Below are 13,517 nucleotides of genomic sequence, written 5' to 3' on the forward strand. Positions count from 1 at the left end.
TTTTGCTATTTGTCATAGAATGTCTGCAATATGATGGTGCTCCGCGTGCGCACGTTGGCGGTGGCTCTGATCTCTTGCAGCAACTGCTCGAGGTGCCGCGGAGAAGCCACTCGAACCAGCAACACATAGCTCTCGTCGCCGGCCACCGAGTGACACGCCTCGATTCCGGGGACATTCTGCAATACCGCGGGTGCATCATCGGGTTGCGAGGGGTCGAGAGGAGTGATCGCGACGAATGCCGACAGCAGCTGACCGAGCGCCTCGGGATCGACATGTGCCGTGTACCCGCGGATCACACCCCGCGCTTCCAATCGACGCACCCGCGACTGCACAGCAGATACCGAGAGGCTCGCTTTTTCGGCCAGATTCGACAAGGTGGCTCGTCCGTCGGCCATCAGTTCACGAATCAGCAGGCGATCGATGTCGTCGAGTACGGGTCTTGCCGGTGTATCCGCCATCAGCGAAGGCTAACCCAGGCGACCCCACTCGTGCCCACAACCCGAGTTCCCATTCTCCCGCTGCACGGGACAGGCACGCCGCGATGCGGCCGAAAGGTTGGCGGAACCAGCGATGACCGAGCAATGGAGTCACGAAACCACCAGTGAACTCGCCGCTCTCGCAATCGCGGCGCTGCGCGAGCTCGGCGCACCCCCACCACAATCAGGCGACCTGCCCGCGCGCACGCCGATCACCGGTGGGCAGCTGCTGAGCCTGCATCCCAGCACACCCGATGAGGTGGACGCCGCGATCGGACGGGCGACCACCTCCTTTCGGGCATGGCGCACTGTTCCCGCACCGGTTCGCGCCGCGGTGGTACGCCGGCTGGGGCAGCTGCTCGACACGCACAAACGCGCATTGGCCGAGCTGGTGACCGTGGAAGTCGGAAAGATCCCGGCCGAGGCCGTGGGCGAAGTGCAAGAAATGATCGACATCTGTGAGTTCGCCGTCGGCTTGTCCCGGCAGCTCTATGGATTCACGATGGCCTCGGAACGACCAGGACACCGGTTGATGGAGACCTGGCATCCCCTCGGTGTGGTCGGCGTGGTTACCGCGTTCAACTTTCCGGTTGCGGTGTGGGCATGGAACACCGCGATCGCGCTGGTGTGCGGCGACACCGTGGTGTGGAAGCCCTCGGAGAAGACGCCCCTGACGGCGATGGCCTGCCATGCATTGCTGCGGCGCGCAGCGATCGAGGTGGGCGCGGATCCCGAAGTGCATCAGCTGGTCCAAGGCCGCAGCGAGATCGGATCTCGCCTGGTCGAGGACGAACGGGTAGGGCTGGTCAGCGCGACCGGCTCGACACGGATGGGTCGGCTCGTCGGGCCGCGAGTCGCCGAACGGTTCGGGCGGTGCCTGCTGGAGTTGGGTGGGAACAATGGCGCGATCGTCACCGCCTCCGCCGATCTGGCGCTCACGACGCGAGCCATCGTATTCGCAGCGGTCGGCACCGCCGGACAACGATGCACGACTCTCCGCCGACTCATCGCACACCGCGAGGTGGTCGATGAGGTGGTCGAGCGCCTCGAGCACGCGTATCGGCAACTCCGTGTGGGTAGCCCACTCGACCACGAGGTGCTGGTCGGTCCATTGATCGACGCGAAAGCATACGCCGAGATGCGCGCGGCCTTGGACAAAGCCGTGACCGACGGCGGTGAACTGGTCTGCGGCGGCGATCGAGTCGACGGGTTCGGCGCCGACGCCTACTACATGCAGCCCGCTGTCGTGCGAATGCCCGCGCAGACCGCTGTGGTACGCGAAGAGACATTCGCACCGATTCTCTATGTGCTCACATACGACGACTTCGACGCTGCGATCGCCATGCACAACGCTGTGCCACAAGGTCTTTCGTCGTCGATATTCACCACAGATCACCGCGAAGCCGAACGTTTCCTGGCCGCCGACGGGTCCGATTGCGGAATCGCCAACGTGAATATCGGCACGTCGGGCGCCGAGATCGGCGGCGCCTTCGGCGGAGAGAAACACACTGGCGGAGGACGCGAATCCGGGTCGGACTCCTGGAAGGCCTACATGCGCCGAGCCACCAATACCGTCAACTACTCCAACGACCTTCCTCTCGCCCAGGGAATCGAATTCGGCTGACTCCCCGATACACCCCACCAGCACGATTCGCCATTTCGCACCTGTGGTGTGTAAGGTTGTCCACGCAACGCGGGGTGGAGCAGCTCGGTAGCTCGCTGGGCTCATAACCCAGAGGTCGCAGGTTCGAATCCTGTCCCCGCTACCAGCAGCCCAGGTCGGCCGAACTCGAAGGTTCGACCTGGGCTTTTCAAATTGTCGAAACCGTGTCCGCCGTCCTCACAGCAAACATCACATTCCCAACAGCAACGGATGCTGCGCGACCGGCGGCTGCGACCGTCCACCCGACCTGCCGCGAATGCTATGGCGACCCCAGCGCGGTCGCCATCGACCACACAGTGGGTTCATCACCTATCGGGAGTCTGAAGGGATCGATGACATCGAATCCGAATCGCTGATAGTAGGTGATGTTTTCCTCCCTGGTACACACCAGGTAGGCGCCGATTCCGGGCGAAGATTCCACGCGGTGCTCGATCAGCGCAGCGGCGTAGCCCCCGCCCCTGTGACTGACCGGTGTGCCGATGAGGTCGAGAAACCAGTGCACCGGCTCGTCCGGGTGGTGCCGGTCCAGGGTGCGACCGACACGTATGGCGCCGACCATGCGAGTTCCGACCGCAGGCAACAGGTCCGGCAGGGCCCGCACTGTCCGTGCAACGCTGCGCTTCCACTGACCGGGAGGATCCCAGACCGCGACGGCGCCGATGTGTCCGCCGTGGTCGACGCCGATTTGCACTCCGGCGCCGGCACTGTGGAAGTGATGCAGCATCGCGGCGAAGTACTTGGGCAGTGCGCGGTAGCGTCCTTGCTGGTCTGGCCAGATCGCTGTCGTCACCGGGTCGTCGGCGAACGCTTCGGAGAGTACTCGGACACAACCAGGGAGGTCGGACTCGGTGGCGTCACGGATAGTGCTGGGCACGTGCTGACCTCCTGAGAACGGTGTCGGTTTCGCGGCCAGAACTGCTGCGGGTACTCGATTCGAAAGCTCCCGGTGTCGCATCCGGGAGCCGCGGACTGTGAGGAATGTCATCCAGACCCACTGGGGTTTACCCACATAGAACTATCAGCCCAGCTCCGCTGAGCGACGCGACGCGCCGCCACAGGGACGCGAGTCGTGCGGCTCGACGGATCGGGTGGGGGCCGCCAGTTACCAGCCAGGCCAGCGTGGCAGCTACACCGACTCGGACCCGTCCTGCGAATCGAGACGCGGGTGCCCTATCCGCGCATTCAGGATTTCAGCCAGGTCACCACGGCGAGTACTCGGCGGTGGTCGTCGGCGGACGGCGGCAACTGCAACTTGGCGAAGATCGAGGAGACGTGCTTCTCCACCCCGCCGGCGCTGATCGCCAAACGCTTACTGATCGCGCCGTTGGTGCGGCCCTCGGCCATCGACGCCAGTACCTGCCGCTCTCGTGGAGTCAATGTGTCCAACGGGTCGCGCCGACGACGCGCGAACAATCCCGCGACCACCTCGGGATCGAGTACGGCGCCGCCGCCGACCACCCGGTGTAGAGCGTCCGCGAACTCCTCGAGCTTGGAGATTCGGTCCTTGAGTAGATAGCCCACTCCGCCGATCCCGGCTTCGGACAACAGGTCCGCGGCATAGGCGCGCTCGACGTACTGCGACAGCACCAACACCGCAGTGCCCGGGACGCGACGACGGGCCTGCATCGCGGCGCGCAAACCCTCATCGGTGAACGACGGCGGCATGCGCACGTCGACGATCGCCACGTCGGGCTGGTGCGCGACCACCGCGTCCACCAGAGCGTCGCCATCGCCGACGGCGTCGACCACGGTGGCGCCCGCCTCGTTCAGCAAACGAATCAAGCCCTCTCGCAACAACAGAGAATCTTCGGCCAGCACCACCCGCACGCCAGTCATGCTACTGGGCTATCGGGATCTCCCCGGTCAGCACGGTCGGCCCGCCGACCGGGCTGAACACGTCGAGCCGGCCATCCACTCCCGCAAGCCGGTCGGAGAGGCCGGACAGCCCGTGTCCGCCGACCTGCTGTGCACCTCCGACACCGTCGTCGGTCACCCTGATCCACAGTGCGGTGTCCTCCGCTGTCACGCGCACCGTGCACTCGGCGGCGCTCGAATGCTTGGCGACATTGGTCAATGCCTCGCTGACCACGAAGTAGGCAGCAGTCTCCACCGATTCGGGCAAACGCAGTTCGTCGTCCAGTGCATATTCCAGCACCGTGGGAACCGGACACCGGGTGACCGCCGCAGCCACCGCTGCCGCGAGTCCCCGATCGACGAGAATCGGTGGCGCGATGCCGCGGGACACGGCCCGTAGTTCCGCCAGCGCCTCGTTGCTCTGCACGATCGCCTCGTCCACCAATGTCTTTGCTGCCGCAGGATTGTCGTCGAAGCGGCGACGGGCCGCCTCCAGGTCCATGGACAATCGAACCAGACGCTGCTGTGGACCGTCGTGGATGTCCCGTTCGACACGGCGCAAGGTCTGTGCCTCGGCGTGCCTGGCCGCACCACGACTCGCGGTGAGTTGCGCGTTTCGGACTCGCAGAGCCGCCTTCTCATTGGTCAGTAGGGAGCGAGCCAGGCCGACGTGCGCGCTGACCAGCAACCGCAGCATTCGAGGGGCGGACAGGAGGAATACGACGCCGAGCACCACATTCACGACCGCGGTCCCGACATATCCCTGCCACCCGAACACGCCGGCCAACGACTCCGCATCGGGACTGTGCGGTATCAGCCACCCATACAGCGGATACAGCGACCCGAACACCGCGGCGCAGATCCAGATCACGCAGATACCCCATGTCACTATGGTCACCGGCAGCAACAGCACACCGAACAGCACGTCACGCCAGCACTGCGGGTCTTGCAAGACGACCAGGAAGCGACGCAGAATTTCATCGGAGGCATCTGCTGCCCGGTGGTAGGCGGGTGGCAATTCTCGGCCGAGAACCGCCCGTATCCTTCGCCGCTCCACGGCGGCGAATCTCTTGGCCAGCTCCAGTGTGGCAACCAGCAGTGGAACACCGACCCACATCATGAGCAGGGACAGACCCAGCACCACCCCGGTGAGCAGCGTGGTGTAGGTCGCCAGCCCGATCACGATGCCGGGCAGCAGATAGGCGAGGTCACGCCGAAGCTGAGCAAAATCGATCATGGAGAACAGGATTCCGGGTGTGTGACCGCACCTCCATCCTGCAGTCTGGAATCGCCATGGTGGTGCTGGCACCAGTGTCGAACCAAGTGCACGGTGGTAGTCCAGCAGTCGATCCATCGTGGGCACGGGGCACAAGAGCCCGACATGATCGGTCCCGGGCATCGTCGAAATGCGAACCGGCGCGAATTCCTGAGCCACCTTGCTGCGACTTCCATCGCGCCCGTTGTCGCATCCGACCTTTTGGCACAAGGATTCTCGGCTCGCTTGCGCCCTTCGGCATCCGGAGTCGCACAATGGGAGGAGCGCCTGGTCAGGTAGGGCCGGGACTATATGGGTGTCGGAGCTGGCGAGATCCAACGCCGGTTGAGCGCCGACATGATCGTGTTGCAGCAGCAGCGTTGGACGCACTGCCACCAGAAAAACACTCGCCAACCCTACGAATGCTCATGGAAGAGATCGCGCAGCCCGCACAGGCTCGTTCAACGCACGACACCGTACGCCTGCTCCCCGCGCGGGCTCGCTGCAGCGAGCACCCCGCCAACTGAACCAGGCCCGGTCGCACATATCTTGCCCAGGGACATCGCGGGAGCAATGCGCACGTCGTGGCCACGACGGCGCAACTCGGTGACGGTGGGCTCAGGGATGCCCTCCTCGACGACCACACCCAGGGGGCGGGACCGCCGCGGAGTGAACGATGTCGGCATGTGTTCGCTGTGGAAGGTGGCGGCCTCGACGGCTTGCTGCGGGCTCATGCCGAAGTCGACGTGGTCGACGAAGAAATTCAGCGTCCACTGGTCCTGTTGATCTCCACCCGGGGTGCCGAACGCCAGGTAGGGCTTGCCGTCTTCGGTGCGGACGAGTGTCGGGCTCAGCGTGGTTCTGGGCCGTTTGTTCGGCGCGAGGGCATTGTTGTGTCCCTCGGCGAGCAGTGCCATCTGGCCGCGCGTGCCGAGCGGGAAACCCAGGCCGGGTACCACCGGCGAACTCTTCAGCCAGCCTCCACTGGGGGTGGCGACGACCATATTGCCCTCGCGGTCGGTCGCGCTGACGCACGCCGTGTCACCTGCGCTCGTGGTCAGGCGCACGATCTCCGGGAAGCCATCGCCGAGCTCGGCGAGCCGATCCGACGCCCATGGAGGAGTCGAGGACGTGGCGAGGGGTGGCACCCACGGGGTTCGGCCATCGGGTCGGCCTGGGCGCAGAACGCCCGAGGGCGTGCTAGCGACGAGCGCGCGCCGCGCCGCGGAGTACGCGGGGTCGAGCAACGCCGCGAGCGGCACCTCCACGTGGTCGGGATCGCCGTACCATGCCTCGCGGTCGGCGAAGGCCAGCTTCGCGCATTCCACCACCGTGTGAATATGATCCGCGCTACCGAAACCGGCCGCTCGAAGATCGAACCCCTCCAACAGCGCCAATTGCTGGAGAAAGACCGGGCCCTGGGACCAGGGGCCCGGCTTGTGCACGAGGTAGCCACGGTAGTCCAGACTCACGGGGTCCTCGACGGTCGGACGCCACGCCGCCAGGTCCGCGCCGGTCAAGAAACCAGCGTTGCGCATGCCTGTGGAGTCGATCGGTGTCGCCGTCGCCATGAACGTGTCGATGGCCTCCGCGACAAACCCGGTGTAGAACACGTCCAGGGCTGCCTCGGCTTGGCCCTCACGGTTCGAAGTCCGCGCACAGGCCTGTTCGAGAATGCGCCGATAGGTCTGCGCCAAGACCTGGTTGCGCACGCGCGCACCTGGTCTCGGCGCGCGCCCACCATCGAGATAGGTAGCTCCCGACTCCGTCCACTCCTCGCGGAACAACGACGCCAAAGCATGGATCATGATCGCTGCCTGCGGCAGCAAAGGATAGCCGTTTTCGGCGTACCCGATGGCAGGAGCCAAGATGTCCGCGATCGGCAGTCTGCCGTACTGCTGCATCAGGCGCATCCATGCGCCGAATGCGCCTGGTACACAGGCAGACAACAGGCCCGAACCGGGGACCTCGGCAAGCCCGCGCTCCCGGAATGCCGACACTGTCGCGGCGGAGGGCATCGGCCCCTGCCCGCAGATGACTTTCACCTCCTCGGTGGCTGCGTCGTACACGACGATCGGCACCTCGCCTCCAGGGCCGTTCTGGTGAGGTTCGACCACCTGGATAACGAAGGCAGCCGTCGCCGCCGCATCGAACGCAGTGCCGCCCCGCTCGAACGCCGCCGCACCCGCGGCGGAGGCCAGCCAGTGGGTCGACGAGACGGCGCCGTAGCTGCCGTGTAGTTCCGGGCGGAAACGCATCGCAAGTCCTCCACACGATCCTATGTGGACCCAGGCGATATCGGCACCTCACTCGCAATGATTCGGCCACCGTTCGTGCTGCACGAACCGAACAGCACCGGTGCTACAGGAGAAACAGGTCGCGCTCGCGCACTTCGTGCGCGTCGGGGCCTGGATCGCTCCATCCGGCACGGTGCCGGAGCAGTTGCGCCGCCAGCTCCTTCACCCCTTGAAGCGAGTGGTAGTGCGCACATCCGCACTGAATGACGTTCGCCAGCGGCACAGCCTCCGCCTCACCGATCGCGCGCAATCCACTCGCCAGGACGTCGGCGAGAGCATCGATCGTCCACGGGCCGATGGTCCACACATATAGTCCGGTCCGACAGCCCATCGGGGCGACGTTCATGATCGTCGGGTGCTTGCGCCGGACGTACGCACCGAGGAAGTGCTCCAGCGAATGGTTGACCGGGCCAGGAACCTGCTCTCGGTTGGGGCGCACGAGTCGAAAATCCCACACCGCGGCCGAACTCTCCCCGCCGGGCGGCCCGTAACTGGACATCACCCGCAAATAGGGGGGCTCCACGTGGCGATGATCGAGATCGGCCATCGGCGCCTCCTTCCGGTCGAACTCAGGACGCGTCGGCGAGCCACACCCCGTGTTGATCCTCGACTGCACCCAACAACTCGGCGGTTGTTATGTCGTTGAGGTATGTGACGGACCCGATGCCGATCGGTGTCGGAACCAGTTGCTCACCACCTCGGTGCAGTGCAGTGTCCTCGAGCGCGGCGATCAGCCGCTGCGACTCCTCCATCACGGGATGCCACACCTCGAGACCGGCCGACCGGATGACCTGCAGGATTCGGTCTCGCGTAGCGAGGTCGACCAGATCACGCCGCCACGCGATCATCGTCGTCCACGCGATATCGAGGGCGACGGCCCGTCCGTGCGGCAGTCTGGGCTCGATCCCTGGGGAGATGTTGTGCCCGAGATAGGACGCCCGAGCCGGGTTACGCTCCCAGGGGTTGGATTCCAGCTCACACATCATCCATGCGATAGCCCGGGCGAGGATCTCCGCTGCTGCCTCGTCGGCTCCTTGGAAACGCTCACCGACCACGCGCGGCCCATTGTCTTCGAGCAGGTCGAACAGCACCTGATCACCCGCGACCGCAACCTTGATGACCTCGGCGAACCCCGCACGAATATCACTCAGCGGGAGCGTCTCGAAGAACCGCGGGTCGGTCCACGAATATCGCGCCGGATGGTAGAGGCCGCTGCGGTTCTTCCACTCGTCGTTCACCGCGCACTTCAGGGCGAACATGGCATCGATCGCGGCCGTCACGGTTGTCCCGATGAACTCCCAGGTGAGGCCCCGGCGGTACTCTCCGGCCACCATCCCGAACAGATCGTGCAGGACGCCACCCCCGATCGCGATCGGAGCCTCCCCGAAACGCGCGACACCGAATTTCTCCAATTCCTTGTAAACTTGGCGGGCCGTATCGCGAGTTTTCGCTGATTCACCTCCCTGAATTATGCACGGATCGCTATATTCGACCCCGAAACGATTGAGCAGATCTGTAATCTGTTGGCCGTAGATGCGCCACACGTTCGCATCGACGGCCAGAAATCTTCTCCGCGATGCATCTAAATCGCCGAAAAGTGTCGGAATTTCTTCGGGGGTGACATCGAGCAGCCCCTGATAGACTCCCGTGCTCCACTGCACACGCTGGGTAGCATCAGCGTGCCATTGCCGCAAAACAGACATAGGTCCTCATTCATCGCTGATCTTCTGACAGGCAAACAGAAACTGCATTCGAGATGTTCGCCACCATACATATTCCCGATGATCGCCGCCATGCGCGACATTTATGAGACGCTCGTATCCGAAAAAGCGGACACGCACCCCGTTTCGGTTGAATGCGACTTTCGTCCAGAACTACAATGAAGTCGCGTTGCACAGTGTATCGCTGCTCGGCAGCAGTCGAGCTACCAGGACCTCGATATCGACCTGAGGGGAGAATTCTTCTCATGTCCTCCATTCCAGCTCAGGGGCGAATCCGAATTGGATCCGCTCCCGTTTCGTGGGGCGTTTGGTTCGCCGAAGATCCTCGACAAGTACCGTGGCCGCGATTTCTCGACGAAGTTGCCCGAGCAGGGTATGAATGGATCGAACTCGGCCCCTACGGCTACCTGCCGACCGACACTGCCCGGCTCTCGCGGGAGCTGCTGGGCCGAGGGCTTCACCTCTGCGCGGGTACCGTCTTCACGTCCCTCCACCACGGCCCGGCTGCCTGGGACCATGCCTGGGAGCAGGTTCGCCCGGTCGCGGAGTGCGCTCGGGCTGTGGGCGCTCGATACCTGGTCGATGTTCCCGCACTCTGGCGCGACGACAAGACCGGGCAAATCGTCGAGGCGCGGCAGCTGACCACCGAACAGTGGAGGAATCTCACGTCCGGCTCCGAATGGCTCGGTCGCCGGGTGCGCGACATCTACGGTCTACAGCTTGTCGTGCATCCACACGCCGACACTCACCTCGACACCCCTGCGAGCGTGCGACGCTTCCTCGATGACACCGATGCCGACTCGGTCGGTCTATGTCTGGACACCGGCCACTACGCCTATGGCGGTGGTGATGCCCTCGACCTGATCAAGACCGACGGCGATCGAATCGGTTACCTGCACCTCAAGCAGGTCGACCCGGTCGTCCTCACGGAAGTGATCGAGAACGACGTGCCCTTCGGAACCGCTGTCCAACGCGGTGTGATGTGCGAGCCTCCGACCGGGTTGCCGGCTCTCGAACCGGTGCTCACGGCAGCACGGAGCCTCGGTAGCGAGGTGTTCGCCATCGTCGAACAAGACATGTACCCCTGCACGCCGACTCGACCATTGCCGATCGCCCAGCGCACTCTTGCTGTTCTGCGCTCCTTCATCGAGTGAGATTTCTCATGCAGGTTCTGCTTGTCGGCGTCGGACGCCTCGGGGCTTTCCACGCCGCGACGCTTCACGCGCACCCCGCGGTCGATGAACTCATCGTTGCCGGCGCCGGCGCCGCACGTGCCGCTGCCGTGGCGGCTGAACTCGGGTCGGGTGTGTGGGCCGCTGGCGCCATCGACGAGGCGTTCGACTCCGAGATCGATGCGGTGGTCATAGCCTCCGCCACCGCGTCCCACGCCGAGCTCGTCGCCCGCGCCATACGCGCGAGATTACCGGTGTTCTGCGAGAAGCCGCTGGCCCTCGACCTCGCCGAGACAGTCGCGGTGCTCGACCAGGTCGAGGATGCCGGCACCATACTCCAGATGGGCTTCCAGCGCCGATTCGATCCCGGCTACCTCGCGGCACGGGAAGCCGTACGAAACGGCAGAATCGGTCGGCTGCACACCATCCGCACCGCCACCACCGACAGGGCGCCGCCATCCGCCGAGTACGTCGCACTGTCGGGCGGTCTGTATCGCGACGCCCTCATCCACGACTTCGACGCCATTCGATGGATCACAGGCAGCGAGATCGTCGAAGTGTATGCGATGGGTTCCAACGGTGGCGCCGACTACTTCGCCGAGGCTGGGGACGTCGACACGGCCGTGGCGGTAGCGACGTGCGACGACGGCACCCTGGCGGCGGTGACCGCCACCCGCTACAACGGCGCCGGGCACGACGTTCGGATGGAGCTCGCGGGCTCCCGTGACCAAATCGGGGTCGGCCTGGATGCCCGCACACCGATCACATCGGTGGAACCGGGCGTGCCGGGACCTCCCGACCCGTGGCAGGGCTTCCTCCAACGCTTCGAGGTGTCCTACAAAGCCGAGATCGATGCCTTCCTCCGCGTCGTCGCGGGAGAAATCGGCAATCCGTGCGATGGCCGGGAGGCTCTCACGGCATTACTCGTATCCGAGGCCTGCGAGGTATCCCGCGCTCAGCGGCGACCCGTCGAGCCCGCGGAGATCGCCGAGGAATTCCTGGGTGCCGCTCACCGAGGGGCGCGCGACCTACCGACTTCCCAGCGCACTTCACACCGAATCAGCTGATCGAACGAACCTGCCGTTCGTATTCGGCACGGGTCTGCTCGTCCGCGGGATGCAGTGCCCGATCGCCACCGAACGCTCCACGAATCAGACGCACTACACGTTCCGGCGCCGCTGCCAGCGCGATATCCACCGGGCCGAGATAGTTCGGCACCGCCACCTCGGCCCGGCGGGTGAGGCAGGTGTGCACGATCGCGGCGGCGACCTCCTCCGGCTCGACAGTCGGCATACCACGCCCGAGTGTCAGTCCCGAAGACAGGCGAGTCCGCACGGCCGAGGGCAGCACACAACTGACGCTGACGCCCTGTGCGGCGAATTCCAGGCGCGTTGCGGCCGATAGACCGACAGCGGCGAACTTGCTCGCGTTGTAGAGCGCAAGTCCGGGGATCGGCACCTTGCCGGCCAGTGAGGCGACATTGACGATGTGACCGCGGCGCCGCTCGATCATGCCCGGCGCGACAGCCCGCATTCCGTGAACCAGGCCCCACACGTTGACATCCATCGTGGTCCGCCCGACCGTGTCCGGCTCGTCGAGGAACGCGCCCGCCGGCATGACACCCGCATTGTTGACCAGGATGTCGATCTCGCCCACCTCGGCGACCACCGTGTCCCACCGCTCACGCGAGCGCACGTCCAGTTCGTAGGGGTCCGCACCGATCGCGGCGGCCGCTGCCTCGACGGCGGGTTCGTCCACGTCGGCGAGCACGACACGAGAGCCCTTGGCAGCGAAGAGCTCCGCAGTGGCCCGGCCGATACCACGGCCGCCACCGGTGATCAATACGGTGGCCTTGCCCACGTCGATGCCGGGGTAGTCGGATCCGAGGATTCTCATGCGAAGGCTCCTTGTTACGCATTCGTGGCGGACGTCTCCGCCTCCACGACCGCAGCTGCACGGACTCGTGGCAACGATCGGCTCGTCGCGAGTCGTACCCGGTATCATCTCAGCTCGATCCGCCCTTCGGTGCAAACAACGGACTTCGCCATGCTCGACGGCATACTTGCTCGCCATCGCGCCTGCGACAAATATGTGCGTCGTGACTGCGAAATGGCCCACAGATCTCGTCATCTGCCCGATGTCGCTGCACGACGCAGAAGCGATATCCAACTGGCACTGCAACGACCGTTGGAGTGTCTACGATCTCAACGGTCGCGTGCCTGCCATTGTGGGTTCCTACCCTTCTGTGAAGGCGCGCTCCGACGACGGTGACCTCATCGGGTTCTTCTGCACCGGGAGCGAAGCCCGGGTACCCGGAATCGATGAGATCGCGGGAACACTCGATCTCGGCTGGGGACCTCGACACCGCACTCGCAGCGCATGGCCCGGCATGAGTTCGCTCGCGAACGCATACATCAGTTCGACGGCACGCCCTGCGCATCACACCGTGAGACGTAGTGTCCAGGCACCGCGGTAGTGCATGCGGGTGACGCTGCCGGGTGCGATGTCGATACGCCAGAACGATTCCGGCGGGGCGTCGAGCGTGATCAGCAGCGCCGCGCGGACGATCGCCGGATGCGTGACCGCAATGGTGGATTCCGCATGGGCGACGATCTCGGCCAACCAGTCCCTGGTTCGTTCGATGACAGCGACCACGGATTCCCCTCCGTGCCCGCAGAACTCGGGGTCGGTCAGCCATCGGTGGAGGTCCGGTTCCGGTATCGATGTCAATTCACGACCACGCCAATCACCTGCGCCCAGGTCACGCAACCGATAGTCGGTCATTCCCTGCAATCCCAGGACATCAGCGGTCTCCGACGTCCGGCACTCCGGCCCGATGGATACCCGTGAGGCGGTGAGCGGCCCACATTCCGACAGCGACCTACGTCCCGCGGGCGTGAGGGGTTCGTCGGCCGGGAAACGCGCCGCACGCATCGCCTCGGTCATGCCATGGCTCACCAAGCCGAGTTTGAGCACCGTCTGCATCCGTGCAAGGGTACGGCTCGGCGGCATCGTGCCGGGCGGCGCCGGCCGTGGGTGAGCTCGTCATCCGGCGCCCCGCATGTCGGTCGTGCGGGGC

12 protein-coding genes and 1 tRNA gene are annotated in these 13,517 nt (G+C 64.9%); 4 read left to right on the forward strand and 9 right to left on the reverse strand.

Annotated elements, in window-relative coordinates; translation table 11 throughout:
* Positions 1-5 precede the first annotated feature (5 nt).
* Positions 6-458 (reverse strand): Lrp/AsnC family transcriptional regulator, encoded by a 453-nt coding sequence (locus tag K940_RS0121935; RefSeq protein WP_028479216.1) that lies wholly within the window; start codon positions 456-458, stop codon positions 6-8.
* Positions 459-570: 112 nt separating this feature from the next.
* On the opposite strand from K940_RS0121935, the gene K940_RS0121940 reads away from it, so the two are divergent.
* Both K940_RS0121940 and K940_RS0121945 read left to right on the forward strand, forming a co-directional pair.
* The gene (locus K940_RS0121940; RefSeq protein WP_028479217.1) at positions 571-2,100 is read left to right on the forward strand and encodes an aldehyde dehydrogenase family protein; all 1,530 of its coding nucleotides are present in this window, start codon (positions 571-573) and stop codon (positions 2,098-2,100) included.
* A gap of 68 nt (positions 2,101-2,168) precedes the next feature.
* A tRNA-Met gene (locus K940_RS0121945) sits at positions 2,169-2,245 on the forward strand.
* A 153-nt stretch (positions 2,246-2,398) separates the two neighbouring features.
* Here the strand turns inward: K940_RS0121945 and K940_RS0121950 are convergent.
* From K940_RS0121950 to K940_RS0121975, 6 genes are all read right to left on the reverse strand, one after another.
* Complete coding sequence (locus K940_RS0121950) at positions 2,399-3,013, reverse strand: GNAT family N-acetyltransferase (protein ID WP_028479218.1); 615 nt, start codon at positions 3,011-3,013, stop codon at positions 2,399-2,401.
* Between the two features lie 308 nt (positions 3,014-3,321).
* Entirely contained in the window at positions 3,322-3,966 is a 645-nt protein-coding gene (locus K940_RS0121955) for a response regulator transcription factor (RefSeq protein ID WP_028479219.1), read from the reverse strand.
* Positions 3,967-3,976: 10 nt separating this feature from the next.
* A complete protein-coding gene (locus tag K940_RS0121960) occupies positions 3,977-5,230 on the reverse strand; it encodes a sensor histidine kinase (protein WP_036529923.1) in 1,254 nt (417 codons plus the stop codon).
* 479 nt (positions 5,231-5,709) lie between these two features.
* The gene (locus K940_RS0121965) at positions 5,710-7,506 is read right to left on the reverse strand and encodes a gamma-glutamyltransferase family protein (RefSeq protein WP_028479221.1); all 1,797 of its coding nucleotides are present in this window, start codon (positions 7,504-7,506) and stop codon (positions 5,710-5,712) included.
* 103 nt (positions 7,507-7,609) lie between these two features.
* Positions 7,610-8,092, reverse strand: coding sequence for an S-ribosylhomocysteine lyase (locus tag K940_RS0121970; protein WP_036529840.1), 483 nt, complete (start codon positions 8,090-8,092; stop codon positions 7,610-7,612).
* A 22-nt stretch (positions 8,093-8,114) separates the two neighbouring features.
* Complete coding sequence (locus K940_RS0121975) at positions 8,115-9,248, reverse strand: iron-containing alcohol dehydrogenase (RefSeq protein ID WP_028479223.1); 1,134 nt, start codon at positions 9,246-9,248, stop codon at positions 8,115-8,117.
* 263 nt (positions 9,249-9,511) lie between these two features.
* Here K940_RS0121975 and K940_RS0121980 point away from each other — a divergent pair, with 263 nt between their 5' ends.
* Together K940_RS0121980 and K940_RS29915 are read left to right on the forward strand one after the other, a co-directional pair.
* The gene (locus K940_RS0121980) at positions 9,512-10,420 is read left to right on the forward strand and encodes a sugar phosphate isomerase/epimerase (RefSeq protein WP_028479224.1); all 909 of its coding nucleotides are present in this window, start codon (positions 9,512-9,514) and stop codon (positions 10,418-10,420) included.
* An 8-nt stretch (positions 10,421-10,428) separates the two neighbouring features.
* Complete coding sequence (locus tag K940_RS29915) at positions 10,429-11,505, forward strand: Gfo/Idh/MocA family oxidoreductase (RefSeq protein ID WP_081706560.1); 1,077 nt, start codon at positions 10,429-10,431, stop codon at positions 11,503-11,505.
* Here the strand turns inward: K940_RS29915 and K940_RS0121990 are convergent.
* Positions 11,498-12,334: an SDR family NAD(P)-dependent oxidoreductase gene (locus tag K940_RS0121990; protein WP_028479225.1), complete on the reverse strand. Its 837-nt coding sequence runs from the start codon at positions 12,332-12,334 to the stop codon at positions 11,498-11,500. The two genes, K940_RS29915 and K940_RS0121990, sit on opposite strands and share 8 nt — an antisense overlap.
* A gap of 543 nt (positions 12,335-12,877) precedes the next feature.
* On the reverse strand, positions 12,878-13,423 hold the full coding sequence (locus K940_RS0122000) for a histidine phosphatase family protein (protein WP_028479227.1): 546 nt from the start codon (positions 13,421-13,423) through the stop codon (positions 12,878-12,880).
* Positions 13,424-13,517: the final 94 nt, after the last annotated feature.

This window comes from Nocardia sp. CNY236, assembly GCF_000482385.1.
In the GTDB taxonomy this organism is placed as follows: Bacteria; Actinomycetota; Actinomycetes; order Mycobacteriales; family Mycobacteriaceae; genus Nocardia.

Excerpts from the sequence above, each read along its gene's own strand:
- K940_RS0121935 (WP_028479216.1), bottom strand. The coding sequence starts at position 458 with ATGGCGGATACACCGGCAAGACCCGTACTCGACGACATCGATCGCCTG.
- K940_RS0121940 (WP_028479217.1), top strand. The coding sequence starts at position 571 with ATGACCGAGCAATGGAGTCACGAAACCACCAGTGAACTCGCCGCTCTC.
- K940_RS0121960 (WP_036529923.1), bottom strand. The coding sequence starts at position 5,230 with ATGATCGATTTTGCTCAGCTTCGGCGTGACCTCGCCTATCTGCTGCCC.
- K940_RS0121965 (WP_028479221.1), bottom strand. The coding sequence starts at position 7,506 with ATGCGTTTCCGCCCGGAACTACACGGCAGCTACGGCGCCGTCTCGTCG.
- K940_RS0121970 (WP_036529840.1), bottom strand. The coding sequence starts at position 8,092 with ATGGCCGATCTCGATCATCGCCACGTGGAGCCCCCCTATTTGCGGGTG.
- K940_RS0121975 (WP_028479223.1), bottom strand. The coding sequence starts at position 9,248 with ATGTCTGTTTTGCGGCAATGGCACGCTGATGCTACCCAGCGTGTGCAG.
- K940_RS0121980 (WP_028479224.1), top strand. The coding sequence starts at position 9,512 with ATGTCCTCCATTCCAGCTCAGGGGCGAATCCGAATTGGATCCGCTCCC.
- K940_RS29915 (WP_081706560.1), top strand. The coding sequence starts at position 10,429 with ATGCAGGTTCTGCTTGTCGGCGTCGGACGCCTCGGGGCTTTCCACGCC.
- K940_RS0121990 (WP_028479225.1), bottom strand. The coding sequence starts at position 12,334 with ATGAGAATCCTCGGATCCGACTACCCCGGCATCGACGTGGGCAAGGCC.
- K940_RS0122000 (WP_028479227.1), bottom strand. The coding sequence starts at position 13,423 with ATGCAGACGGTGCTCAAACTCGGCTTGGTGAGCCATGGCATGACCGAG.